The organism is Viridibacillus sp. d25.2 (assembly GCF_055456015.2).
Map to the genome: position 1 here is coordinate 4,447,517 of NZ_CM196652.1, position 25,382 is coordinate 4,472,898.

The 25,382-nt window shown below is 37.1% G+C and carries 24 protein-coding genes; 10 read left to right on the plus strand and 14 right to left on the minus strand.

Annotated elements, in window-relative coordinates:
• Window positions 1–2 precede the first annotated feature (2 nt).
• The 3 genes from kdpB to ACZLO7_RS21730 are packed head-to-tail and all read right to left on the minus strand — an operon-like array spanning window position 3 to window position 3,883.
• Entirely contained in the window at window positions 3–2,069 is a 2,067-nt protein-coding gene (gene kdpB / locus ACZLO7_RS21720; RefSeq protein WP_464938493.1) for a potassium-transporting ATPase subunit KdpB, read from the minus strand.
• 15 nt (window positions 2,070–2,084) lie between these two features.
• Window positions 2,085–3,779 (minus strand): potassium-transporting ATPase subunit KdpA, encoded by a 1,695-nt coding sequence (gene kdpA / locus ACZLO7_RS21725; RefSeq protein WP_464938492.1) that lies wholly within the window; start codon window positions 3,777–3,779, stop codon window positions 2,085–2,087.
• A gap of 23 nt (window positions 3,780–3,802) precedes the next feature.
• Complete coding sequence (locus ACZLO7_RS21730) at window positions 3,803–3,883, minus strand: potassium-transporting ATPase subunit F (protein WP_427754099.1); 81 nt, start codon at window positions 3,881–3,883, stop codon at window positions 3,803–3,805.
• Between the two features lie 265 nt (window positions 3,884–4,148).
• On the opposite strand from ACZLO7_RS21730, the gene ACZLO7_RS21735 reads away from it, so the two are divergent.
• Window positions 4,149–6,860: an ATP-binding protein gene (locus ACZLO7_RS21735; protein ID WP_464938582.1), complete on the plus strand. Its 2,712-nt coding sequence runs from the start codon at window positions 4,149–4,151 to the stop codon at window positions 6,858–6,860.
• A complete protein-coding gene (locus ACZLO7_RS21740) occupies window positions 6,853–7,554 on the plus strand; it encodes a response regulator transcription factor (RefSeq protein ID WP_464938491.1) in 702 nt (233 codons plus the stop codon). The genes ACZLO7_RS21735 and ACZLO7_RS21740 overlap by 8 nt, the downstream gene beginning before the upstream one ends.
• Before the next feature lie 210 nt (window positions 7,555–7,764).
• Here the strand turns inward: ACZLO7_RS21740 and ACZLO7_RS21745 are convergent, their stop codons facing one another.
• From ACZLO7_RS21745 to ACZLO7_RS21775, 7 genes are read right to left on the minus strand one after another with little or no spacing between them, the layout of a single operon-like run.
• Window positions 7,765–8,136: a Na+/H+ antiporter subunit G gene (locus tag ACZLO7_RS21745; protein ID WP_464938490.1), complete on the minus strand. Its 372-nt coding sequence runs from the start codon at window positions 8,134–8,136 to the stop codon at window positions 7,765–7,767.
• Window positions 8,114–8,398 carry a Na(+)/H(+) antiporter subunit F1 gene (locus ACZLO7_RS21750; protein ID WP_464938489.1) on the minus strand — a complete coding sequence of 95 codons (285 nt, stop codon included), beginning with the start codon at window positions 8,396–8,398 and terminating at the stop codon, window positions 8,114–8,116. The genes ACZLO7_RS21745 and ACZLO7_RS21750 overlap by 23 nt, the downstream gene beginning before the upstream one ends.
• Entirely contained in the window at window positions 8,398–8,880 is a 483-nt protein-coding gene (locus tag ACZLO7_RS21755; protein WP_427754090.1) for a Na+/H+ antiporter subunit E, read from the minus strand. The genes ACZLO7_RS21750 and ACZLO7_RS21755 overlap by 1 nt, the downstream gene beginning before the upstream one ends.
• Before the next feature lie 21 nt (window positions 8,881–8,901).
• Window positions 8,902–10,383: a Na+/H+ antiporter subunit D gene (locus ACZLO7_RS21760; RefSeq protein ID WP_464938488.1), complete on the minus strand. Its 1,482-nt coding sequence runs from the start codon at window positions 10,381–10,383 to the stop codon at window positions 8,902–8,904.
• The gene (locus ACZLO7_RS21765) at window positions 10,376–10,714 is read right to left on the minus strand and encodes a Na(+)/H(+) antiporter subunit C (protein WP_340708080.1); all 339 of its coding nucleotides are present in this window, start codon (window positions 10,712–10,714) and stop codon (window positions 10,376–10,378) included. The genes ACZLO7_RS21760 and ACZLO7_RS21765 overlap by 8 nt, the downstream gene beginning before the upstream one ends.
• A 3-nt stretch (window positions 10,715–10,717) precedes the next feature.
• Entirely contained in the window at window positions 10,718–11,140 is a 423-nt protein-coding gene (locus tag ACZLO7_RS21770; protein ID WP_464938487.1) for a Na(+)/H(+) antiporter subunit B, read from the minus strand.
• Window positions 11,130–13,535 carry a Na+/H+ antiporter subunit A gene (locus tag ACZLO7_RS21775; RefSeq protein WP_464938486.1) on the minus strand — a complete coding sequence of 802 codons (2,406 nt, stop codon included), beginning with the start codon at window positions 13,533–13,535 and terminating at the stop codon, window positions 11,130–11,132. Before ACZLO7_RS21775 ends, ACZLO7_RS21770 begins: the two co-directional genes overlap by 11 nt.
• Before the next feature lie 817 nt (window positions 13,536–14,352).
• Between ACZLO7_RS21775 and ACZLO7_RS21780 the strand changes: the two genes are divergently transcribed.
• Window positions 14,353–15,027, plus strand: coding sequence for a histidine kinase (locus ACZLO7_RS21780; RefSeq protein ID WP_464938485.1), 675 nt, complete (start codon window positions 14,353–14,355; stop codon window positions 15,025–15,027).
• Window positions 15,028–15,090: 63 nt separating this feature from the next.
• Here ACZLO7_RS21780 and ACZLO7_RS21785 read toward each other — a convergent pair whose 3' ends face one another.
• Window positions 15,091–16,305 (minus strand): MFS transporter, encoded by a 1,215-nt coding sequence (locus tag ACZLO7_RS21785; protein ID WP_464938484.1) that lies wholly within the window; start codon window positions 16,303–16,305, stop codon window positions 15,091–15,093.
• Between the two features lie 148 nt (window positions 16,306–16,453).
• Here ACZLO7_RS21785 and ACZLO7_RS21790 point away from each other — a divergent pair, with 148 nt between their 5' ends.
• The gene (locus ACZLO7_RS21790) at window positions 16,454–17,161 is read left to right on the plus strand and encodes a YetF domain-containing protein (protein ID WP_464938483.1); all 708 of its coding nucleotides are present in this window, start codon (window positions 16,454–16,456) and stop codon (window positions 17,159–17,161) included.
• Window positions 17,162–17,563: 402 nt separating this feature from the next.
• Here the strand turns inward: ACZLO7_RS21790 and ACZLO7_RS21795 are convergent, their stop codons facing one another.
• Both ACZLO7_RS21795 and ACZLO7_RS21800 read right to left on the minus strand, forming a co-directional pair.
• Window positions 17,564–17,986, minus strand: coding sequence for a protein-tyrosine phosphatase family protein (locus ACZLO7_RS21795; protein ID WP_464938482.1), 423 nt, complete (start codon window positions 17,984–17,986; stop codon window positions 17,564–17,566).
• Window positions 17,986–18,942, minus strand: a complete 957-nt coding sequence (locus tag ACZLO7_RS21800) for a carbohydrate kinase family protein (RefSeq protein WP_464938481.1) — start codon at window positions 18,940–18,942, stop codon at window positions 17,986–17,988. Before ACZLO7_RS21800 ends, ACZLO7_RS21795 begins: the two co-directional genes overlap by 1 nt.
• Before the next feature lie 205 nt (window positions 18,943–19,147).
• Here ACZLO7_RS21800 and ACZLO7_RS21805 point away from each other — a divergent pair, with 205 nt between their 5' ends.
• The 6 genes from ACZLO7_RS21805 (at window position 19,148) to ACZLO7_RS21830 (ending at window position 24,481) form a co-directional block, all read left to right on the plus strand.
• A complete protein-coding gene (locus ACZLO7_RS21805; RefSeq protein ID WP_464938480.1) occupies window positions 19,148–19,711 on the plus strand; it encodes a GNAT family N-acetyltransferase in 564 nt (187 codons plus the stop codon).
• Window positions 19,712–20,240: 529 nt separating this feature from the next.
• A complete protein-coding gene (locus ACZLO7_RS21810) occupies window positions 20,241–20,462 on the plus strand; it encodes a hypothetical protein (protein WP_464938479.1) in 222 nt (73 codons plus the stop codon).
• 869 nt (window positions 20,463–21,331) lie between these two features.
• Entirely contained in the window at window positions 21,332–22,222 is an 891-nt protein-coding gene (locus tag ACZLO7_RS21815; RefSeq protein WP_464938478.1) for an EamA family transporter, read from the plus strand.
• Window positions 22,223–22,303: 81 nt separating this feature from the next.
• On the plus strand, window positions 22,304–23,068 hold the full coding sequence (locus ACZLO7_RS21820) for a FixH family protein (RefSeq protein WP_464938477.1): 765 nt from the start codon (window positions 22,304–22,306) through the stop codon (window positions 23,066–23,068).
• A gap of 178 nt (window positions 23,069–23,246) precedes the next feature.
• Window positions 23,247–23,555 carry an ArsR/SmtB family transcription factor gene (locus ACZLO7_RS21825; RefSeq protein ID WP_464938476.1) on the plus strand — a complete coding sequence of 103 codons (309 nt, stop codon included), beginning with the start codon at window positions 23,247–23,249 and terminating at the stop codon, window positions 23,553–23,555.
• A gap of 5 nt (window positions 23,556–23,560) precedes the next feature.
• The gene (locus ACZLO7_RS21830; RefSeq protein ID WP_464938475.1) at window positions 23,561–24,481 is read left to right on the plus strand and encodes a cation diffusion facilitator family transporter; all 921 of its coding nucleotides are present in this window, start codon (window positions 23,561–23,563) and stop codon (window positions 24,479–24,481) included.
• 66 nt (window positions 24,482–24,547) lie between these two features.
• Here ACZLO7_RS21830 and ACZLO7_RS21835 read toward each other — a convergent pair whose 3' ends face one another.
• Window positions 24,548–25,378, minus strand: coding sequence for a DUF8832 domain-containing protein (locus ACZLO7_RS21835; protein WP_464938474.1), 831 nt, complete (start codon window positions 25,376–25,378; stop codon window positions 24,548–24,550).
• Window positions 25,379–25,382 lie beyond the last annotated feature (4 nt).

Sequence of the window (25,382 nt, forward strand, 5' to 3'; positions counted from 1 at the left end):
TCCTATAAGCCCATTAAGTTCAATATTGGTCCACTAATTAAATCAATTAGTTTAATACCGATAAATGGTGCGATAATGCCACCTAACCCATAAACCAGCAAGTTTCTTCTTAATAATTTTGAAGCACTCATTGGCTCATACTTAACTCCCCTCATCGCAACTGGGATTAATAGGGGGATGATTATTGCGTTAAAGATTAGCGCTGAAATGATAGCACTTGTCGGTGAGTTTAATTGCATCACATTTAGAGCACTCATTTCTGGTACTGCAACCATTAGCATAGCTGGTATGATAGCGAAGTATTTTGCTACATCATTTGCAATGCTAAATGTAGTTAATGCTCCACGAGTCATTAGTAACTGTTTTCCTATTTCTACAACCTCAATAATCTTGGTAGGATTAGAGTCTAGATCGACCATATTTGCTGCTTCTTTCGCAGCGTTGGTCCCAGAGTTCATAGCTAAGCCTACATTGGCCTGCGCTAAAGCGGGTGCATCGTTTGTACCGTCACCTGTCATAGCGACAATCTTCCCTTTAGATTGTTCATCCTTAATCACCTTAATTTTATCTTCAGGCTTACTTTCGGCGATAAAGCTATCCACTCCGGATTCTTTTGCTATTGTAGCGGCAGTGAGTGGGTTATCACCTGTACACATAATGGTCTTGATCCCCATTGAGCGAAGTTTTTCAAAGCGCTCTTTCAGACCGGGTTTTACGATATCTTTTAGATAAATAACGCCAAGAATCTTATCATTCTTCATTACAACTAATGGTGTACCACCTAAAGATGATACTTGATGAACTAGACTTTCCAAATCCTCTGGTACATCATAACCAGCATTTACACTCTTATTCTTAATCGAATCATAGGAACCTTTACGTATTTTCGTTCCATCTTTCATATCAAGTCCACTCATACGTGTATATGCCGAAAATGCAATATGTTCACTCGTCTCAATAACCATCTTTTCATTTGTACTATCGACATCTAATTGACATGCAAGAGCTAAAATCGATTTCCCTTCAGGAGTATCATCTGTCAACGAACTCAACCACGCAGCACGTATTAGTTCTTTCTTTTCAACACCTTGGATAGGTAAAAATTCAGAAGCAAAACGATTTCCATAAGTGATAGTACCTGTTTTATCTAAAATCAATGTATCCACGTCACCGCATGATTCCACAGCTTTTCCTGACATAGCGATAACATTAAACTGGGTTACACGATCCATCCCTGCTATTCCAATTGCAGATAACAACCCACCAATTGTCGTCGGGATTAAACAAACGATCAAAGCAACCAGTGTCGCGATCGGAATATGCACTTGTAGATAAGTAGTCATAGGATAAAGCGTAACAACTACTAGTAAAAAGATAATCGTTAGACTGACTAATAACGTATTTAGAGCAATTTCATTCGGTGTTTTCTTACGGCTAGCACCTTCAATAAGCGCGATCATCTTATCTAAAAACGATTCACCGGGAAGGGAGGTGATTTCTATTTTCAGCCAATCACTTGTCACCGTCGTTCCACCTGTAACCGATGAAAAATCTCCTCCACGTTCTTTTACAACAGGTGCTGACTCTCCAGTGATTGCTGATTCATCGACAGTAGCAATTCCTTCAATTACTTCTCCATCGTTTGGGATAACCTCTCCGGCTTGCACTAGGACAATATCGCCTTTCTTAAGTTCATCAGCTTGTTTTTTCACCTGCGTTCCATCAGCAAGTAAAACGCATGCCTCTGTCACTGTTTTTGTTTTCTTAAGTGACTGTACTTGCGCTTTGCCACGCCCTTCTGCAATGGATTCAGCGAAATTCGCAAATAAGATTGTAATGAACAAAATTATAGCCACTATCGCATTATAGAGACGGGCAGATTCTTCTGTGACATCGCCCATCATATTCGGGAATATCGTTAACAAAATTACAAATATAAAGCCTACTTCAACTACAAACATGACAGGATTTTTTATCATATATAAAGGATTTAATTTTTTAAATGCTCCTAAAATAGAACTCTTCATAATATCGCGAGTTATAAAACTCTTTTTCGTTACGGTTTCCATTTATGTCTCTCCTCATTAAGAACGTATTTGTAAATGTTCTGTAATTGGGCCTAATGCTAAAGCTGGTAAGAAGGTCAATGCACCAATCATCAAGACAGTAGCGATAAGCAAGAATGTGAACATTGCATTATCAGTTTTCAATGTTCCCACCGAATCACTGTGCCATAGCTTTTTTGCTAATAGTGATGCAATAGCTAGTTGAATAATGATAGATAGATAGCGTCCAAAGAACATAGCAAAACCGGTCGTCATGTTCCAAAATGACGAGTTATCTGCTAAACCTTCAAAACCGGAACCATTATTTGCTGAGGATGAGGCATATTCATATAAAACCTGTGATAAACCGTGTGCTCCCGGATTTGTAATTCCTGCAATACCCGCTGTTGTCGTTACAGCAAGAGCTGAGAATAACAATATAATAGCAGGGTGGATTAAAATGCAAAGTGCTATTAATTTCATTTCTTTCTCTTCAATTTTTTTTCCCAAAAATTGCGGAGTACGTCCGATCATTAAACATGCGATGAAAATGGTTAACATGACATACATCATCATGTTCATTAATCCAACACCTTTGCCCCCAAACACGACATTCAACATCATATTAAACATCGGCACCATACCACCAAGTGGGGTTAAAGTATCATGCATATTATTCACTGAGCCTGTCGTAAAGGCCGTCGTCACGACTGTGAACAACACAGATTGGGGTATACCAAAGCGCATTTCCTTTCCTTCCATACTACCTAAATCCTGAGAGATACCTAGATTATTAATAATGGGGTTACCTGCATTTTCTGCTATGTAACAAGTAACTAAACCTATGAGAAGAAGAATGCTCATAGCTGCAAAAATTACCAAGCCTTGTTTGCCAAATAGCGTTTTCTTACGTCGGTTTGCAACCATTAAACCGAATGTCACAACGCATGCACCAGGCAATAACATCATAGATAGCATTTCCACAATGTTTGAAATGACTGTTGGATTTTCAAATGGTGTGCTTGAATTAGCTCCGTTAAAACCCCCACCATTTGTACCGATGTGTTTAATCGATTCAAGTGATGCGATTGGACCTAGTGCAATATCCTGCATCTTTCCATCTATTGTCTGAACTGTTTCGTTCCCCTTCAAAGTTTGTGGTGAACCTTGTGATACTAAAATCAGCGCCACGATAAATGAGATAGGAATTAATATACGTGTTATCACACGTACGAAATCCACAAAGAAGTTTCCTATTGTATCTGATTTCGCAACCAGTCTACGACAGAATGCCATGCATGCTACATAACCTGTCGCAGCAGAAGTGAACATCATAAATGTGATGACAAGCATCTGAGCCAAATAACTTAACCCTGATTCACCACTATAGTGTTGCAAATTCGTGTTTGTCATAAATGAAATAATCGTATTGAATGACAACGTGGCTTCCATATTATCGATATCATTCGGATTAAGAAACAAAGCCGACTGAATTCGTAATATGAGATAGCCGATGAATACCATAATAGCGTTTGATAGAATGAGTGCTATTACATATTGTTTACCTGTCATATCGACTTGCTTGATACCACAAAATTTATAGATAATGTTATCCACTCGATTCATTACCGGATCAAGCCATGTCTTTTGCTGCATCGTCACATGATACAAATAATGACCTGCTACAATGACGAGCGGTAAATAAATGACGAGCACTAAGGCAATTTGCCACATATTTATTTCCCCCAATAGGTATTTTAATAGTTTTCTGGATAGAGCAATGCGTGACCTAAATAACCAAACAGCGATACAATAATGATGCCTACTACAATCCACATAAGAAGACCCCCTTAATTATCTACTTGCTTATAACACCAAACCGTTAGCCAATAGAGACTAGCAAAACTTATGATTAATGCCATCACCATGTATATATCCATTAAGTCCATCACCCCTTCTATTGATTTCATGCATAATCATAATGCAGTTAAAATTAATGTAGTGTTAGAAAATCAGTGATTTGTATTAAAATGGTATTAAGATTTAAAACTTAATACTGTCTTAATGCTAGTTGAGGATATAATAAGGAGGAGGTGAAGATTGATGGAATACATGCGCCCTAGTCCCGATGCAATTTTAGCTAAGATAAAAAAACAGGAATCAAAAGAAGCATTAGGGAATCTGAAGATATTTCTTGGTTATGCCGCTGGTGTAGGTAAAACGTATTCAATGCTCGACACAGCCCATCAAACGAAAAAGCTAGGTTTGGATGTAGTTGTTGGCTATGTTGAACCTCATCCACGACCAGAAACAGCTGCATTGCTTGAAGGACTTGAAATAATCCCCACTAAAAGAATTAACTATAAAGGAAAGTTATTTGAAGAGCTGGATATAGATGCAGTCATAGAACGTAAACCTGATCTTGTACTGATTGATGAACTTGCGCATTCAAATGTACCTACAATGCGCCATTTAAAAAGATTTGGTGACGTTCAAGAGTTATTAGCAAAAGGTATTCATGTTTATACAACTGTCAATATACAACATATTGAGAGTCTTCACGATTTGGTTGAGGAAATTACGGGTGTGAAAGTGAAGGAACGTATTCCAGACTACCTGATTGATAATGCTACCCAAATTAAACTTGTCGATATTGAGCCTGATGATTTAATACAACGATTAAGAGAAGGTAAAATTTATCATACTGAGCAGGCTGAAAAAGCCATGCAACATTTTTTTCAAAAGCCAAATTTAATTGCACTCCGTGAGATAGCTTTGCGCAGGACTGCTGATACAATTGATTATCAAAAAACGCAAGAAAGCTGTTCACTGTTCCACAATACCCAAATTGAGGAACATATATTGGTAGGTATCAGTAGTTCACCTACCAATGCGAAAGTAATAAGAACAGCAGCACGACTAGCTCAATCCTCACATGGTAAATTTACTGCACTATATGTACATAACAAAGAAATGAAGGATGAAAATGAGGTTAATTCAGAGAGATTGCAACAGCATATTAAATTAACGGAGCAACTTGGTGGGCATATAGTGACTGTACAAGAAGATGATATTGCTGCAGCGCTCGCTAATTATGCTCAAATGAGTGGCGTAACAAAACTCGTTATCGGTAGAACAACTACAAAGAAACAATGGTGGAGACCTAACTCCAAAATCGGTGATCGGCTTAACGATTTTGCACCAAATTTAGCGATGTATATTGTACCTGATCAAGAAAACGAATCGATACGTTTCCCAGAAGTACGGTCACACCTAAAATTTGAATGGTATGACTTACTAAAAATGCTATTCATTTTTAGTATGGCATCCCTAATTGGGTTGTTCTTTTCTAGAATAGGTGTAAGTGAAGCCAACATAATAACGATCTATATTTTAGGCGTGTTAATACTTGCCATTTGGTCAACGAGCTGGGTGTCTAGCATAATTAGTTCATTGATGGCGGTTCTTATTTTTAATTTTATATTTACCGAACCACGATTCTCATTTGAAGCGTATAACAGAGATTATCCAATGACGTTTTTAATCATGTTCATTTCTGGGATAATCACAAGTACTTTGACAAGAAAAGTAAAAAAACAAGCTATTAGTGCAGTACAGAAATCTTATCGAATGGAGGTTTTACTTGAAACTAACCGTAAGTTACAGCAGGCTAAATCGCTACAAGATATTGTTACAGAGGGGATGTCACAAGTTGTTAAGCTTGTGGAAAAGCCAGCTATATTTTATGAATTCAACCAACAACAGATTGTGAAATCATCATTTTTCCCAACTGATATGATGACTAACTCAAAAAATAATGAATTAGCAACTTTATTTGAGGATAGGAACGAGCGTGGTGTGGTCGCATGGGTTGCCAATAACAAGCAAGTAGCTGGTATATCTACTGATACGTTTCCTGGGGCAAGTGCTTACTATTTGCCATTTCTCTCAGGTGATGACGTCAAAGGAGTAATTGGTATTATGCTGTCGAAAGAAACACCACTACCTGCTTTTGAACGACATATTTTACATGCAATTATGAATGATTTTTCATTCGCGATTGATAAATGGTACTTACAGAAATCTAATGAGAAGGTCTCACGAGAGGCTGAGCTTGAGCAAATGCGGGCAAACTTCTTACGTGCTATCTCTCATGATTTAAGGACGCCACTTACAAGTATTTCAGGTAACGCTGATATATTATTGACCAAAAGTGATCAAATTGACGCTACGCAAAAAAAACAGCTATACCAAGATATTTACAGTAACTCAAAATGGCTTGTACAAATGGTGGAGAATTTACTCGCCGTTTCGAAGCTAGATGATGGTCAACTTGCAATTGAAATGCGACCGGAGCTTGTTGAAGATATCCTACAAGAGGCGCTAATGCATGTAGCTCGCAATGAACATACACATCAAATTCATTGCCATGTCGAACCAGACTTGTTATTTGCAGTGATGGATGCACGGCTTATTATCCAAGTAATTATCAATATTGTTGATAATGCACTGACATACACACCAGCAGGAAGTGAGATTATCCTAACTGCAAAGGAAACGGGTAACTATGTGCATATAAGTATTAGCGATAATGGACCTGGCATTGACGATGCTCTAAAAACACGACTATTTGAACCTTTTACAACTGGGAAAATTTATCGTAGTGACAGCCGAAGGGGTCTAGGACTAGGCTTAGCACTGTGCCAAACCATCTTAAAAGTACATGATAGTAAATTGACTGTTTCAGACTATGAGCCAAAAGGTACCGTTTTTAGTTTTGTACTTAATAAAGGAGTTGTCAATGTCGATGAGTAACCGAATTCTTGTAATTGAAGACGATAAAGCTATAGGAAACCTGATTAAAATGACATTGAGTACGCAAGGCTATGAATACGATATTGCAATTGATGGTAAATCAGCATTGCAAAAGGTACTTTCATTGCCACCTGATGTAATTATTCTTGATCTTGGACTACCAGATATGGACGGCATTGAAGTAATTAATAAAATTCGTGGATGGTCTCAAACACCAATTATTATCGTCAGTGCACGAGGCGAGGAGCATGATAAAATTCATGCACTCGATGCAGGAGCTGATGATTATGTGACAAAACCATTCAGCGTAGACGAGCTACTCGCTCGTCTTCGTGTAGCGCTTAGGAGAGTTAAAAAAGAAGGCCTTCTAGATAGGGAGCTCCCTAACTTCACAAATGGTGATTTGAAAATTGATTACTTAGCGAATACCGTGTTTATCCGTGGAGAGGAAGTACATCTTACACCAATTGAGTATAAGTTATTAGTCGTATTAGCCAAACATGTTGGAAAAGTATTAACACATAATTTTCTTTTGAAAGAAGTTTGGCAGCAAGTATTGCAATCTGATGTACCAAGTTTACGGGTTTTCATGGCAACTTTACGCAAAAAAATTGAAGAAAACCCAGCAAACCCAAAGTATATTCAGACTCATGTACGTGTCGGTTACAGGATGCTTCGATATGAAGATGAATAATACAGTGAGAAAGATTTAATATGAAGGTAGATTTTCAACTTATGAATCACGAAAAAGGCTATCTAATTAAGTAAGATAACTTACTACTTATTAGATAGCCAATTACTTCATAATCAATTATGCCTCGGCATAATTGCGTCCAGAATCGGATTTGTGCTTGCACAAAGAACTCCTTTCCGATTCCGTGACATCCGCCGGAGGCTTTATCTTTTAATTTCCCTTATCGCGTCCCTCAGGAAACAAAATCTCCTCAAGCTCATCATCATCTGAAGACTCTGATAGCTCAACGCCTGAACGGTACGCAGCACGGGTGATCAAATGTCCTGCTACAGGAGCTGTTAAAAACACAAATACTATACCAAGTATTATACGAACACTTATATAGCCATCATGCGCCCAAAAGTATAAGAATGCACCAAGAAGCGACAGTAGTACAGCCAATGTTGAACTCTTCGTTGCTGCATGCGAACGAGTGTACACATCTGGTAAGCGAAGCAAACCGAATGCGCTGATTAAACTCATCAAACTACCACCGAAGATCAACAACACACCTGCCCACTCAATGATCGGATTTACGTTCAATGATAGCGCCCCTCTCTAGGTATTTTGAAAATGCTATCGTCCCAATGAACGACAGAATCCCCAAAATCAGAATAACTTCTAGAAACGCCTTCGTCTTTAGTACAATTGAAATAATTGCTATCATCGACAGCAAATTAACCCCAATCATATCAAGACCTACTACGCGATCTGGCATTGAAGGGCCACGTAAAACTCGGTAAAACGCAACCATAATTGTTAATGCAAATAAAGTCAGTGAAATGAGTAATATCGTCTCCGTCATTAGCGTGTCACCTCCATAATGGCTTTCTCAAAGTTCCCAATTGAGCGCAGTACATCTGCCTTTGACTTCTCCAAATCCATCGCGTGGATGTAGAAAAGATCCCCTTCTGGCGATATCTCCATCACAACCGAACCAGGTGTCAGCGTTAATAAGATTGAAAGAGTCGTAATTTCCAAATCTCCATTTAAGGCTGTTTTATATGTGAATATTCCGGGCTTTATCTTCAACTTCGGACTACAAATCTGCTTCAAAACAAGCTCACTAGACAATAATAGTTCCCATATAAAAAGAAACAGCAATTTTATGAGTGCAAACAATCTTTTTAAGTAAAATTGAGTTCCAAAAAAACGATGCATTAAATATAATATGCCAATCCCCACTACGAATCCTGTCATAAACGTCGTGAAATACGGAGCATCTTCATCTTTCAATAACATCCATAACACTGCAATAAATATATTTAATAAAAACTGTGCTGGCATCACGTCTCACCTCTTTCCTTCTTATTTTCCGCCGAGTACTGCATCAATATAAATGGATGGATTAGCTAAAGTATTCGCAGCGTCACTCACATAACTAGATAGCCCCTCTGCTCCAAAGCCAAGTGCCATCGTACAAATAGCAAATAATACGATTGGCGTCAACATTCTCTTCGGCAACGGTGTTTCATCTTCAATAATAATAATTGTTTCACCAAAAATAGCATTTAAGAAAATACGTAATAATGAATACAACACGACTACACTAGATATAAAAGCCAGTGCTAATAATACGTACGAACCTGTCTCTATCATTCCCTGTCCAATAAGTACCTTACCGACAAATCCACTAAAAGGTGGAATACCTGCAAGTGATACCATTACAACAAAGAACATCCAACCGAATACAGGATAATTTCTTATCAAACCACTCATTTTATCAAAGCGTGTCTCACCAGTTAAAAAAATCATAGTACCAGCAAGTAAGAACAGCATCGCCTTAGCAATCATATCGTGCATTAAATAATAAATGGCCCCTTCGAAAGCTGCTTCTGTCGACACGCCAAGTCCAATTAATACAAAGCCGACAGCAATGACAACATTATATGCAACAATTTGACGTACATCTTTATATGCTAATGCCCCTAAACATCCGGCAATAATTGTTACAGCAGCCATTCCTTTAATGAGCAAATGTGTTACTTCCGGCTGATGTATGAAAATGAGCGTGAACATACGGAACAAAGCGTAAATACCAACCTTTGTTAGAAGCGCTCCGAACAAGGCTGCAATAACAGTTGGCGGTACACTATATGAACCTGGTAACCAGAAGAATAAAAGTAGGCCTGCCTTCAATGCAAAGACAACTAAAAATAGTAACGCTATAGTCGTCAGAATTGGATCCTGACCAGCTTCAGCAACTCTCTCTGCTAAATGCGCCATATTCAAAGTCCCTAAAGTACCATATAAATAAGCAAGTGCAACTAAGAAAAACCAGGAAGCTAATACATTTATGAGCACATACTTCAATGACTCACGGAGCTGTGCCTTTTCCCCACCAAGCGTAATAAGTACGTACGATGCTAACAACATCACTTCAAAACAAACAAATAAGTTAAAAATATCGCCGGTTAAAAATGAACCATTTACACCTGCTACTAACAAAAGTACAAATGGATAAAAAAACATATTCTCTCGCTTCTCACCGATAGAGGAAAACGCATAAAGCAAACAAATGGCTGTTACAATACTCGTTGTTAATACAAGTAACACGGCAAATGAATCTGCAACAAACAAAATACCAAACGGTGGCTTCCAACCACCAAAATCAAGTCGCATTATGCCCGTCTCTTGGATTCTACCAAGCATTATCATACTCACAACAGTAATTGCTACCATCGTCAACAGACTAATTACACGTTGTGTCTTCACATACGGACGTAAAAACACGAGTGCAATACCAAGCATAATTGGCAAAATCAATGGAATTACAACAATATTATTCATTCTCTGGCCCTCGCAATCCTTCCAAGTCATCTGTCCCATTGGATTGATATGTGCGATAAGCTAGTACCAAAACAAAAGCGGTCACAGCAAAGCTAATGACAATGGCTGTCAAAATCAATGCCTGTGGCAAAGCGTCTGTATACGGAGCTTCTGCTTCCTTCAATAGCGGTACATTACCTTTTTTCACGCCAGCAATTGTTAATATTAACAAATGTACTGCGTGCGATAATACTGCAGTCCCTAAAATCACTCGGATTAAATTTTTTGAGAGGATTAAATACGTAGCGACTGCGATTAGTACGCCTATTAATAAAATCATTAATGTTTCCATCGTCTACTCATCCTCACTTATACTTAATATAATTGTCACAACGACACCAATAACTGTCATTGCAACACCTGCTTCAAATAATACAACCGAGGCAAATTCCGTTTCACCAAATATCGGCAAATTCATTTTCGTAGCGGCTTGGGTCATAAAATCTTTGCCGAAAATGACAGAAGCAAAGCCAGTTCCTGTTGCAATTAAAACGCCCAGTGCCGCAACAAGTTTAAAATCAAACGGCATGCCTTTATGCACTGTTTCAATATCAGAAGTTAAATACAACAATACAATTGCAGAAGCGAGCACTAACCCGCCGATAAAGCCACCGCCTGGAGAATAGTGTCCAGAAAAGAACAGATAAACAGCTAATGTCAAAATGATAAAGACGACGATCTTTGTTACCGTCCGCAATATTACATCATTAATTTTCACTGTCTGTGTCCCCCTTTCTTGCCTTCAGCTTAATAAGCGTATAAACACCTAAGCCAGCAATAAAGAGAACAACCACTTCAAGCATCGTATCAAAGCCACGGAAATCACCTAATATTGTGTTGACGATATTGGCACCGCCAGCTAGCTCATATGCATTCTCAAAATACGCAGAAATGGAATCGAATTCATCATAGTACATAACTGCAAATGACATAACAACAACTAGTGCGCCAACAGCACCTGCAACTGCTGCATTACTTACCTTCACTGATTTAGAAGAATCTTCACGTTTCCATTCTGGTAAAAATGAAAAACAAAGTAGAAATAACACCGTCGTTACGGACTCTACAATAAGTTGAGTTAAAGCAAGGTCTGGTGCTCTGAAAATAACGAAGAAAATTGAAACACCAAACCCAATAACTCCGTTCAATAATATAGCCGTTAAACGCGACTTTACAAAGAGCATCGATACGCTAGCTAACAACATCACAGTGATTAACATCAATTCATAAACCTCAACGGGCGCATCATTTGCATTGCTATAAGCAAATCCACCACTAAATAAGAAATAGCCGCCGACCGCTACAATGAAAAATAAATATATATAAATTACATATTTTCTTAATGAACCCGTCATATAATTTGTTGTCACCTTATTTGATCCAATTTCAAGTCTCTCTAATAAGCTCTTGAACAGTTCATTAAATGAAAAGCGATAAGGGAATAAACGATACACAGGCTTCCACGTTTTTAATTTCCTGTATAACAATAAGCCAACAATTACGATTCCAATCGTCATAAGTAATTCTGTATTAATACCATGCCAAGCATGAATTTCTGGCGTAAGTATATCAGCTGGAGCAAATCCAGGATAAATACTTGCCATTGCAGGCTTCAAAATATATTGCCCAAGAACATTGGGAAAGACGAATATTCCTATAACAAGCACACATAAAATTATGGGTGATACTAGCATTCCTATTGGTGCCTCGTGGATAGCTTTACCTTCGCCTTCCTCATAAGGTTTACCAAAGAATGTTTTGAAGATGATAATCATGCAATATACAAAGGTGAAAATACTCGCCACCCATGCTACAACAGGGAATAATATCCCTAAGCTACTGATTGAAAAAATATCGAGATCCCGCATTTGAATAGCAGCTGTAAAGAACATTTCCTTACTTAAAAAGCCATTAAATGGTGGCATTCCTGCCATCGATAGACTACCAATGACAGCGACCGTAAACGTCAGAGGCATTATCGACATCAAGCCCCCAAGTCGCCGGACATCACGTGTCCCTAGCTCGTGATCGACTATCCCAACCATCATAAATAACGCACCTTTAAAAGTAGAGTGATTCACTAAATGAAAGAGCGCAGCAAAAGTCGCCTGTGTATAAATAATAGTTGATTCTGAATAGCCAAGCTTAAAAGCGACTGAACCCATACCAAACAAACTCATGATGAGTCCCAATTGGCTGACGGTAGAAAAAGCGAGTAATGCTTTTAAATCCGTTTGCTTCACCGCGTTAAACGAACCCCAGAACAACGTCACAAGCCCTGCTACAGTTACGAGCCAAAACCAAATTGCATCTCCTCCAAAAATAGGAGTTAACCGAGCAACTAAGTATATTCCAGCCTTCACCATCGTCGCTGAGTGCAAATAAGCACTAACGGGTGTTGGTGCCTCCATCGCATCTGGCAACCATATATGAAATGGGAACTGTGCAGATTTTGTAAACGCTCCAAACAATATTAATATCATTGCAGGAATAAACAGCTGATGGTCCGTATATTGGCTTACATTATGAATAATCTCATGCACACTATATGAACCCGTCATCATATGCAACATTATAAAACCAACAAGCATCGAAACGCCGCCAGTAACTGTAATGAGCATAGCCTTTTGTGCACCAGCACGCGAAGCTTTACGATGATGCCAAAACGCAATTAATAGGAACGAAGAAACGCTTGTTAGCTCCCAGAAAGCGTATAACACCATTAAATTATCAGAAAATACGACGCCTAACATAGCGCCCATAAAAAGGAGTAAATAGCAGTAAAAATGTTGAAGGGATTCTTTAGCAGATAAATAGAAAATGGAATACAAAATAACTAAACTACCTACACCAGTGATGAGAAGTCCAAATATCATACTTAGCCCATCCAAATACGTTGTAAAATTAATATCCAAAGAAGGAATCCAATTATACGTATGAGAGAAAGTATGTCCTTCCGCTACTAATGGTACTAATCTGACTAACATTATAAAAATAATGACAGGTACTACTAATACAAGCCAGCCAATATGTAGTTTAGTAAAACGCCTATAAAGAATTGGAATGAGTATTGCCATCAAAAACGGTATTACAATTGCCAAATTTATTGTCAAAAGTCCAAACCTCCTTGTTGCAGTATTCTAATATTATGTGAATTTTCATGTTTAAAGGGTACTCGATGGACAAAATATATAATATCTTATTAAGAAGCCTGATGGACTCTTTTGGTGTTCTATTACTGTAAGAATGTAGAATTAGGGGTGAAACAATACGTGGTGAAAATCTAGCATTACAACCATTTAATAAATATCAATGCAGAATATGGTGATTATAATTTTAAAAGGATATAACGAGATTCTCTGTAAATTATACAATATTTTCTCGCTCATTTCACTTTTATGCTACTCAAATCACAAAAAAACAACTCCAACACAATAAATAGTCATAAAATTGTTAATTTCGCTTAATTTATGTTTAACTTTTTCAGCCCTCTCTTCTCAATTTTTTCATCTCATTTTTGTTTTAAGCTCCCCTTGTAGTTCTGAAGAAATCTATATGTTAATCACCCTTAAAATATAAAGATTTATTACCAGAGTAATTTTCAATTATGGGAGCACTTGACTATAAATGTGTGTACCATCATAATAAGAAGCCATACGGATGCAGATTAGGTATTCGTGATTTTTTTTGAAGAAAAAGTTCATACCTAATAGTGAGAAGTAACGGACGAATCTTTTGTAACAAAAGAAATTTAAGATAAGTGATAAGACATTAAAAAATGCAGTTAAACAAAGATTTTTTGTATAAACTATTTGTAAAATCATTGAACTGAAACAGTCTGTTATTTATATTCTTTCTTCAACTAACCGTATAAAATTTAGGCACTTTCATATAAAATAGCAAAATAATAAACACGAGGTGAAAACTACCGTGAAACATTTAAGAGGACGAATGGACGAGAGTATTTTAGTATGTGCATACTACGGAGCAAATGGAGATAGATTGATTCGCAGAGGACATAAAATAGCGAAAATGCTTGACTGCCCACTGTATATTTTGACGGTTGATCCGCAACCATTCGATAACTTCGATGCAGAAAAAGTTGAATATCTTACTAATTGGCAGCAACTTGCGGAAGAGCTAGAAGTAGAAGAATTTATCATCCGCGACAACGAGAAAAAACCAATTCAAAATGTTATTGCTGAGGTTGCACACCTATACAACATTACACAAGTCGTTATTGGCCAAACTGCACAGAGCCGCTGGGAAGAAATTACGAAAGGTTCATTTATGAACATACTTCTGAAAACAATTTCCTTTGTTGATTTACATGTTGTTTCTGTAGAGCGTCACGTCCGTAATGAAGAAGATGCAATGTTTGAAAAAGGTGTACGAGCGTATTTACTAGAGGACGGTAACGATTATAAAGTAAGTTTTACATGCTCAAAGAACATTTATTACGAAGGTATTTTCTTTAAAGAAATTGGTACTGATTTTGATAATGGTATCTTCAAGTTTATGCATGACAACAAAATGCATGAGGTGCATATTTCTGAAAACCGGGTAACAGATCCAACTATAATACCAAGTAAATCGCGACAATAATAAAAGCTGTCTAAACAGTCATTCAAATGACAAATTAGACAGCTTTTTTATTTATAAATAACTTTAACTTTTTAATTTCCATTTACGATCCGTCGGTAATGCAAAAGCCACTAAAGCAAGTAAAGGCAATACAGATATAACAACCATTGTTTTAAAAATCCCATAATGGTCCATCATAATACCAATAACGACTGCTCCAATCGCACCCATTCCAAAAGCTAATCCTACCGTTAACCCTGCCATTGTACCGATTTTACTCGGTACTAATTCCTGTGCGTAAACTACTGTTACAGAGAAACTTAACATAATAAAGAAGCCAATTAAAATAAGTAATACAACTACTGCCCACAATGGAACATAAGGCAATATTAAAGCAAGTGGCATCGGGACGAGCACCGATAATAAGATGATGTTTTTACGCCCTAGCTTATCTGCCATTGGTCCACCAAAGAATGTTCCTACCGCTCCAATAGCTAAAAATACAAAAATAATTAACTGTCCTTTTTGTATTGTTAAACCGTATCTATCCATTAAATGAAAGATATAAAAGCTAGTTATATTTGTAACATAAAGTGAACGGACGAATATGACCATCATTAATAAGCCAAGTGCAATTCCTACCTGCTTTTTTGTCATTTGTGGTAAAGAAGAGATAATCCCTTTTTTCTTTTTAGATAAACGTTCTTCCTCTAATTGTTTTTTATACCATGCAGAAATTTTTGATAAAACAATGATACCTAAAGCTGCGACAATTAAAAACCATGCCGCTCCTTTTTGACCAAATGGCACTAAAATAAAAGCGCTAATTAAAGGTGCTAACGCTTGCCCGGAGTTACCACCAACTTGATAAATAGATTGTGACAATCCGCGTTTCGAACCTGCCGCCATAAAAGAAACGCGAGAACCTTCTGGATGGAAAATAGCTGAGCCAAAACCTAAAAATATAACCGAAACTAAGATCATCCAGTAATCTGCGGCAAACGCTAAACCTGCCATACCAATAAATGAGCTAGTCATACCGAGCGGTAATGCATACGGTTTTTGCTTTTTATCGCTAAAATAACCAACGACCGGCTGTAGAACCGAAGCTACCATATTTAATGCGAATGCTATAAAACCAAGTTGAGTAAATGTTAAACCTCGCTCACTTTCTAATACAGGGAACATAGCCGGGATAACTGCTTGTAAAGTATCGTTGAACAAATGGCAAAGCCCTATTGCAAACATTATCGGATACACTGGATTCCCTAATGAGTGCGTTTTATTTACAGTCGTCATTTTATTTAGTCACACTTCCTTCTGATTTCGAAATAATCAATTTACTTATTATAGCAATAACTAAGCAAATGTTTTCATATTTTTTAGGAATATCTGTAGTCTTTAAAGGAAAGCTAATGGATATGAAGTGAAAAGGAGTTTGATTTACATGGACCATTTTTTCGAAATTAATTTTTGGGAAATGATGCTGAGAACAACTATATCATTTATTGTATTGCTTATATTGGCGCGCTGGCTTGGAAAAAAACAGCTAAGTCAGCTAACATTTTTCCATTACATTACAGGTATTACAATTGGATCGATAGCGGCAGAAATTGCTTCTCAAGAAGAAACACCATTTATTGATGGCTTGATTTCACTAGTATGGTGGACTGTTTTAACAATACTTATGAGTATTCTAGCAATAAAGTTTCCAAAGATACGAGTCATAATAGATGATACGCCTACAGTTATAATTAAACACGGCGAACTATCTGTACAAGCCTTAAAGTCCGCTAGGCTGCATATGGATGATGTCATGATGATGATGCGTGAACAATCAGTCTTCTCAATTCAAGATGTAGAATATGCTATTTTAGAAACAAACGGAGAGCTAAGCATTTTGAAAAAAACACCGCAACTGAGTGCCACAAAACAAGATGTAAAAGCCGATGTCTCAACTCCCCCGCATATACCTATGGAAGTAATCGCCGATGGGAAGATTGTAAGGAGTACTATGGAGGAACTAAACTTAACAGAGGATTGGCTATTACGTAAGCTACGTAAAAAAGATATAGAAGCTGTCAAAGAAGTATTCTATGCTCAAGTTCAACCAAATGGCTCATTGTATATTACTGTGAGAGATAAGGATATTTAATACCTTATCCATAGGCAGATATTCATTCTACTTGGAGGAAATTAAAATTAATTCTTTTCAAATTACTTGCGAATATAAAACGCTACTTATTACTTTCTAATAATGTGTTACTTATTTCAATAAAAAGCGCTTTAATTCGACAGGCGCTTTAAATTACATATGCAACCTTTCCCATAGCTGCAATATTGTAAGAGTACTTCGTTCATTCTTAATAAAAAAATTCAGTTTGATTGTTCTTTCCGTGTAGTTTAATTAGCTCATAAAATTGGAACTCCTTAGGAAATACCCCTCATTTGTTTTGTTATAGAATATTATGAAATTAAACGGGCCATTTACAATTACAAAAGCTCAGCTTTATATATACAAAAAATCCTTGCTGCAAATGCACCAAGGATTTATTAGTTATTTATTATATATATTTTGCAAAGCTTTTTTCATTGGTTCACGAACATTTACTTTATCACGTATAGCTTTGGCTTTTTGTTCGGCTTCTTCAACAGATTCTGCTTGTCCTAGCTCAATAAGTGTAGCAACTGCGACGGTACCTGCACGACCACCACCGCCACCACAATGGAAAAACACCTTTTTCCCATCACGGTATGCTGAAACTACTTCATCGACTGCATGCAAGATAGAAGCTTCAACCTGTTCTACTTCGTCTGCAATAGGAGCGTGTACTCTATTATAAGTAACCTTTTCCGGTTCTTTCACACGTAAATCGATAACAATATCAACTTTTTCATTCGTGACAGCGTATTCTGCATCTGCTGCTCCCCCGAAGAAGATACGCTCTTCAACTAATGCCTGATAATTTTTCTCCACCATTAAACACCTTCTTTAATAAGTGATTGTATCTCCTCGAAACAAGGCATTGCTGTAATCGCACCTGCTTTTGTTGCAGCCATTGCCCCTAATTGATTGGCAAAGAATACACACTTATAGGCATCTTCCATCGCTTTTGGTATGCCATTTAAATGTGCATATCTTAATATTCCTGCCATAAAGGCATCCCCAGCACCTGTTGAATCCACACATGTAATTGGAATAGAAGGTACATGTTTCACTTCACCATTTAACACGACATGCGTGCCTTGTGCCCCAACCGTAATCATTATTAACGGAATATTGTATTTTGCTAACGCTGCAATGCCCTCTTCTAGTGTTGTTGTTCCTGTTAAGAAGAACATTTCTTCATCAGCTAACTTTAACATATCCACATTATTTAAAAACGTATTAATAGTCTCATAACAAGCTTTTTGACTTTCCCAACGTAATGGACGAATATTTGCATCCATTGCGAGTAATACATTATGTTTTTTAGCCAACGCTACTGCTGCACGAGTTGTTTCAAGTGCAATCGGATGGAACATAGTATTTGAACAAATGTTAAAAATAGAAGCGCGTCTAAATGCTTCTTCTTGTAAATGCTCAGTCTCTACTTGTAAATCAGGTGTTTCATCAATATAATTCGTAAAAATACGATCGTTTCCTTCAGTCAAATGGACATGTACACCACTTACGCGTTTTTCAGGGAGAAATTTGGCATAATTCATATTTACGCCCTCTTTGTCTAGTTCATTACGGACGAATTCAGATGTTTCATCATCCCCTGTTATTGTGATTAATGCAGAAGGCGCACCTATGCGACTAATTCCCGCAGCTACATTTACAGTAGCGCCACCTAAAAACTTAGTAAAAGACGTATTAGTCTTATCATTTGAAATAAAATCTACAAACGCATCTCCATATACGAGAATGAATTCTTTTTTTGAGTCTAACATCTACAAACTCCTCCACAAAATATCTTACTTCTAGCGTACCATGAAATCACTTATTGAAAAAGTTTCTTTCCGTGTTTTTCGACATCTTTCGTCAAATTAAGGAGAACCTCCCTCTCTTCCTTTAAATCGCCCTAGGCACAAACACTTATAATCAGAAATTACTGTCTCTCTTTGCTATACTTAAACTTGAAGGAGTTTGATAAATATGATGATTACTGTAAGAAATTCTGAACCTGCTGATGGCAAACTTGTCGCACCACTTATTATTGAGGCTATAGGAGATATCGCAAATCGTATGACAGGTGAAACAGAACCTAAAGCCATCGAAAGTGAATTAATAAACTTATTCGAGCGCACAGATAACCGTCACTCATACCTTAATACATATGTTGCAGAACATGATGGTCAAGTGGTCGGTACTCTAGTCATTTATTCAGGTGATGCAGCACCGCAAATGGATGCCAACTTAGAAGCATGGCTACAAGAAAAGGGTGCAGAAACACCAAAAGTAGATAAAGAAGCTCATGAAGACGAATATTACGTTGATACAATTTGCATCAATCCCGACTTCCGCGGTCAAGGAATCGGTACTATTCTCTTAGAATTCTCAGAACAACTAGCACTTGAAAAAGGTTATAAAAAAATATCACTAAATGTTGAAACTCAAAAAGAAAAAGCACGCCAACTATACGAACGTATGGGATACGTCATCACCGAACCATGGACAATCATAGACGAACCATTCCACCATATGGTTAAAACCCTTTAATAAGGAAGGCAACCTAAGTTCGCGACGTCCTGTCGCAACGGTTGCATGACCCACTTCCTGTGGGTCCAAGGCGCTCGTTTAGCTGCGAGGTCGTTGGAAGGCGGAAGCCAAAGTCGCTCTTAGACTTTGAGTACCCGACTGAAACGACCCGAGCAGCTAGCGCCTGAAGCTGGATACACTTTAATGCTGAAGCGGCCCGTCAAGACTCGACAAGCACTGGAACTTTCGAATCGAAAACATCTTTTAGTTTTCGACCGAGAAAGTGGAAGTGACCTCAGAGTCTGGTCGCTGAAGCTGGATATGCTGATTAAGGAAGGCAACCTAAGTTCCCGACGTCCTGTCGCAACGGTTGCATGACCAACATCCTGTTGGCCCAAGGCGCTCGTTTAGACTCGACTGGCGTTGGAGGGCTCGAACACAAGACGCTTTTTGTCTTGTGCCGAGAGAGTGGAGTGACCCAAGTAGCTGGCTTGTAAAGTTTGGATTTTCCTTCCATTAATGTATAATTGGATTAATAGGAGGGAGATTCTTGATAGCTTACAAGAGAATATTGGTACTATTTGCTCTTATTACGGTTCTTAGTATTTTTATCGCAACACAGATGAACAGTATACTGATAGGTTTGTTGGTTCTTGCTTTTTTGTATTGGTTGTTAATTGGCCTTCCTTATATATTCCAAAAAAAGGTGAAGTTTTTTGGAATGTGTTGGAGTTGGTTAACAAAGGGAGGAAGAGTAGGACCTAAAAATTAAAGATTTAAATATGCACTAGGATTACTAGAATCTTTACATCAATTTAATTATTATTGTGAAAAACTTAAACGTTTTTCAAATGTTATGTTCTTCAATAGTAAACACCGGCACCTTTTGTTCAATTTTGAACAGAAAGTGCCGGTGTTTTTTTTGGTATTTCCCTTATTCTTCATTTATTAGCTTCAAGATGCGTTTCAAATTCACCGCAATTGGCACCGTCTTTATAACAGCCATCTTGTAATGGACAAACCTTACATTTTTCTATGTCAAAGTAATACGTTTGTGGGTGTTTGATTTTTACCTACTTCTTTTTATTTCTGTGATTTCATTTGAAGTTGGTTTTAATGGACATTTTTCTTTTATCACCATATAAGGGCTTAGAGAGATTGTTTCTTGTTTGGAAATCATGGACAGCATCACCTTGAATTAGTCCTTTCATTAAAAAGGGTTAGGTGTGAATCAGAAAGAATAAAAAACTCAGAAAAAAGATAAACTAGTTGATTGGAGTGCAGGCGGCTCAAGGTTCGCCCCCAGGAAAGCGTCCGCCGGAACGGACATTAACGGCATCGAAGAAAAAGCCATGGTAGAAGCGATTAATCGTTTCCACCATGGCTAAAATTCAATTTACGGACTTTTTCAGTGCCCTCTCTTTCATATATAACTCATTGAAGATCAGTCCCTAACTTTGAAAATTGGCGATTTAGAGATAGTACAAATGAATATAGAATCATGAGTTTATTTTAAGGAAACTCATGTTTTTGTGTGGAATGCAATACTACGTAGTACACTTCTCTTTTCACAATTTCAAAAAAAATGTTATACTATCCTCTTGGTTGATTCTAAACTGACCAAAAATAGGAGTTGTTTTTATGAATAAAAATCTATTTTACTCGCTACTAGTTATAATTGCAGCTAGTAGTTATGGGATATTGTCAACTATTGTAAAGGTTGCTATGCAACATGGATTTGATTCGGCTGAAGCCGTTACAAGCCAATATGTTGTTGGATTTTCATTAGCATTTCTACTCTTTATACTTACACAACGTAAATTACCTCGACTATCTAAACAAAGTCTTGGTGTACTAGTCTTAGCCGGGATTTTCACAGGTACGACAGGAATTGTATACGGAAAATCTTTAGATTATTTACCTGCTTCATTAGCAGTTGTTATGTTATTCCAATTCACTTGGATTGGCATGCTTATAGATTGTCTATTACACCATCGATTACCAAAACGTGAGGAAGTCATTTCACTTATTTTCTTATTCGCGGGAACAATTTTAGCCGCTGGAATATTAGATGTCGATTTAAGTGGCATTGCTTGGCAAGGTTGGGTTTATGGTTTTGCTGCAGCAGTCAGCTTCTCTATTTTTATCCAAATAAACTCAAGACCAACTGAAGAAATATCGACAATTGCACGAATGATGATCATGTCATTCTTTGCACTTGTTATAACTTCTATCTTCTTAGCACCTGAAATTGTTTGGAACGGACAACTATTTGGTGGTGGACTATGGAAATTCGGTTTATTACTAGGATTATTCGGGATAATTTTACCGATATTATTATTCACAATTGCTGTTCCTAAAGTTGGTGGTGGCATGGCTTCTATTTTAAGTGCCATGGAACTACCTGTAGCGGTTATTGTTTCAGTTGTTGTTTTACATGAATCTTTAACTTGGGTGCAAATTGGAGGAATCATTCTTGTATTAGTTGGTATGACCTTACCTACTATATTGACAAGAAATAAATCAATTTAGTTAAAACTTCACACATATTTTGCAAACCCTCTCTTCTTTTTTGGTACAATCAATCGTACTCAATTGAAGGGAGTTTTTTTTATGCGCAAAATTACACTTACCGCTTTGGCACTATTTTCAAGCATTGCACTTGTAGCTTGTAATGATAATAAAGAAAAAAATACAGATAAAATTGAAAATCAAGAGGTCAAGACTGCTGTCCTTAAGGCTGATCTAAACGTTCCTAAAAAGGCGGAAATCGGAGATAAAGTTGAATTCCAAGTAAAAGTAACAGAAGGTGAAAAAATAATCACGGACGCTTCTGAAGTAATGTTCGAAGTGGAAAACGATAATACTGGCTCAGATAAGATGCTAGAAGCTAAAGTAAATAAAGATAATATCTATGTAGCTGAAATGACAATTAAAGAAGCTGGTGAATATGCAATCACTGCACATGTTACAAATGGTGAGGCACATGAAATGGTTGATGCTGACATGCAGGTTGCTGGCGACAACTCGAAAGCTGATCAGCATGGTGGCAAATTAGAAGAAGCACATGCTCATGCACACGCTCATGACGATACTACTGCTACTTTCTCTCAAACGACTGCTAAAAAAGGTGAAAACACTAATTTTGGTGTCACAATCAAGCATGATGGTAAAGCACTGACAGATGCAAAAGTTCGTTTCCAAATTGCCAATAATAGTACTGAAGAAGCTGAATGGTTAACACTTAAAGAAAAAGCAGATGGTACTTATGAAGCTAAACACGCTTTCAATGATGCAGGTACTTATAAAGTGACTCTGCATGTTGAAAAAGGTAAAGAGCTTCATTTCCATGAAGAAAAAACATTTACAGTGAAATAAAAGTAAAAATCCCGTATGCCCTTATAGCTGAGTATGCGGGATATTTTATTTGTCCCCTTAATTTAAGAATTAACTTCCACAAAAGATTAAATTCCATTTAGTTTACAAATATTTTGCTCTATAGTATCATTAATACATGAGCACATGTTCATATGTTAATATGAAGGAGGTCAATTGATTGAAGCAAAGTGAACATCACTTTTTAAATGATTCGACTGTAGAAGATGTTGCAAGAACTTTCAAAGCATTAGCAGATCCTACAAGAGTGAAAATTTTATATCTACTATCACAAGAGGAATGTTCAGTTGGACATATTGCAGATGTTTTAAACATGACGCAATCTGCCGTATCTCACCAACTATCCTTTCTAAAAAATTTACGTTTAGTAAAATCGCGTCGTCAAGGTAAATCATTAATTTACAGCTATGATGACGAGCATGTTATTGAAATATTAAAGCAAGTCATCGACCACTCATTACATGATTAGGGGGAATGTATATGCATCATCATGGACACAGTCATGATCATGGGCACGATCATGACAGAGACGGTAACAAAAAAGGCCTTATTATAGCTCTCACAATCACATCTGGAATTATGTTTTTAGAGTTTTTTGGAGGTTTATTTACTAATAGCCTAGCTTTACTTGCAGATTCCGGGCATATGTTAAGTGATACAGCTTCTTTAATCCTAAGTTTAGTGGCGATAGGGTTTGCTGCTAAGGCCGCTTCACCGAAAAGAACATTTGGTTATCATCGCTTTGAAATTTTGGCTGCTTTCTTTAACGGAATCACTCTTTTCTTAATTGCAGGCTTCATCATATATGAAGCTTATGGAAGATTCTTTGAGCCGCCGACAGTTGCTAGTGGTTCTATGATGTTAATTGCCTTAGTTGGCTTATTTGCAAATCTTCTAAGCGCTTGGTCCTTAATGAGTAAAGGGAATGTGAAAGACAATGTAAATCTGAGAAGTGCTTATCTTCATGTTCTTGGAGATGCACTAGGCTCTGTCGGTGCAATAGTTGCTGGTATCGTCATGTATTTCTTTGGCTGGTACATTGCAGACCCAATTATTAGTGTTGTCGTTGCATTATTAATCTTAAGAGGTGCATGGGGCATTATCAAACATACAGTGCATATTCTTTTGGAAGGAACACCTGTCTCAATTGATCATCATAAAGTAAAAAAAGCATTAATCGATTTAAACGGTGTCATCAATGTACACGACCTTCATATTTGGACAATTACATCCGGATTGGATTCTCTTACTTGTCATCTATTAATCGAGGATAATCAGAATGAACAACAGATACTTCAAGAAGCCATTCATAAAATCGAAAAAGAATTCCATATTACACATGCGACATTTCAAGTTGAAAAGTCCGACCTACAACATAAGATAATGCCGGTTTAGAGTACAAATTAAAAAGGGGTCTTCATAAGCCAATTTACCAGCTTAGAGACACCCTTTTATTCAATCCTATTTTACTTCAATCACAAATGGGTACGCGTTAACTTGACCACCAAACTTAAATTCTGCCCACATTTTATATATACCAGGTTCAGTGAATTCTGTTTTAAAAACAGGTTCACTGTTTGATGCGGGATGAACATGTATAAACTTCTTCGCATCCTCATCTAAAATAACAACATGGCCTAAAGCACCTAAATATGGTTCAGGTTCAGCCCCTTTTAAATCAAAATTCAAAGTGATTTCCTTATTCGTATCAAATGAAGTAGTAGTTAACTCAACTGCTTTATTGTTAATAGTCTTTATATAGTCCTTATCTACATCAAGTTTGTTATTATAATTCTTTTGATGCCCCTTACCAACATGTAAATCAATAGGTTTCACTGAATATTGAAGGTCTTTTGGTTTAATATCTACGAATGCTTTATAAGAATTATCAGCTAAATTAAATGTATTTTGATATACTCCTTCAATCTTTTGCTCTGGATGAAAATGATGATATTCTTTTAAATCAGCACTAACAACGATTAGATGCATAAGCTTCTTATGTGAAACGTCTAATTCTAGGGCTTCATTATCATTGTCTTTTAATTCAACCGATGTGACTCCGTTAGCATAACTTACTTTAGGGATCACTTCACTCATATCATTTTCTTTATGATCAGCGTGTTCATTTTCATGATTTGGTTGATCTGACTTTTTACTATTATGAGCATTACTTGTATGACTTGCTGTTTCTTCTTTATTTGAGTTCATATTGGCATAAACACTGTAGCCTATTATGATGATACCAAGGTACACAATCGCCGATAGAGCCCAAATCCAAGTACTGCTTTTCATACCT

Excerpts from the sequence above, each read along its gene's own strand:
- ACZLO7_RS21765 (WP_340708080.1), bottom strand. The coding sequence starts at position 10,714 with ATGGAAACATTAATGATTTTATTAATAGGCGTACTAATCGCAGTCGCT.
- ACZLO7_RS21790 (WP_464938483.1), top strand. The coding sequence starts at position 16,454 with ATGGACCATTTTTTCGAAATTAATTTTTGGGAAATGATGCTGAGAACA.
- ACZLO7_RS21750 (WP_464938489.1), bottom strand. The coding sequence starts at position 8,398 with ATGACGGAGACGATATTACTCATTTCACTGACTTTATTTGCATTAACA.
- ACZLO7_RS21740 (WP_464938491.1), top strand. The coding sequence starts at position 6,853 with ATGAGTAACCGAATTCTTGTAATTGAAGACGATAAAGCTATAGGAAAC.
- ACZLO7_RS21815 (WP_464938478.1), top strand. The coding sequence starts at position 21,332 with ATGAATAAAAATCTATTTTACTCGCTACTAGTTATAATTGCAGCTAGT.
- ACZLO7_RS21755 (WP_427754090.1), bottom strand. The coding sequence starts at position 8,880 with ATGCCAGCACAGTTTTTATTAAATATATTTATTGCAGTGTTATGGATG.
- ACZLO7_RS21835 (WP_464938474.1), bottom strand. The coding sequence starts at position 25,378 with ATGAAAAGCAGTACTTGGATTTGGGCTCTATCGGCGATTGTGTACCTT.
- ACZLO7_RS21735 (WP_464938582.1), top strand. The coding sequence starts at position 4,149 with ATGGAATACATGCGCCCTAGTCCCGATGCAATTTTAGCTAAGATAAAA.
- ACZLO7_RS21760 (WP_464938488.1), bottom strand. The coding sequence starts at position 10,383 with ATGAATAATATTGTTGTAATTCCATTGATTTTGCCAATTATGCTTGGT.
- ACZLO7_RS21795 (WP_464938482.1), bottom strand. The coding sequence starts at position 17,986 with ATGGTGGAGAAAAATTATCAGGCATTAGTTGAAGAGCGTATCTTCTTC.
- ACZLO7_RS21830 (WP_464938475.1), top strand. The coding sequence starts at position 23,561 with ATGTATATGCATCATCATGGACACAGTCATGATCATGGGCACGATCAT.
- ACZLO7_RS21805 (WP_464938480.1), top strand. The coding sequence starts at position 19,148 with ATGATGATTACTGTAAGAAATTCTGAACCTGCTGATGGCAAACTTGTC.
- ACZLO7_RS21730 (WP_427754099.1), bottom strand. The coding sequence starts at position 3,883 with ATGTGGATTGTAGTAGGCATCATTATTGTATCGCTGTTTGGTTATTTA.
- ACZLO7_RS21785 (WP_464938484.1), bottom strand. The coding sequence starts at position 16,305 with ATGACGACTGTAAATAAAACGCACTCATTAGGGAATCCAGTGTATCCG.
- ACZLO7_RS21800 (WP_464938481.1), bottom strand. The coding sequence starts at position 18,942 with ATGTTAGACTCAAAAAAAGAATTCATTCTCGTATATGGAGATGCGTTT.
- kdpA (WP_464938492.1), bottom strand. The coding sequence starts at position 3,779 with ATGTGGCAAATTGCCTTAGTGCTCGTCATTTATTTACCGCTCGTCATT.
- kdpB (WP_464938493.1), bottom strand. The coding sequence starts at position 2,069 with ATGGAAACCGTAACGAAAAAGAGTTTTATAACTCGCGATATTATGAAG.
- ACZLO7_RS21820 (WP_464938477.1), top strand. The coding sequence starts at position 22,304 with ATGCGCAAAATTACACTTACCGCTTTGGCACTATTTTCAAGCATTGCA.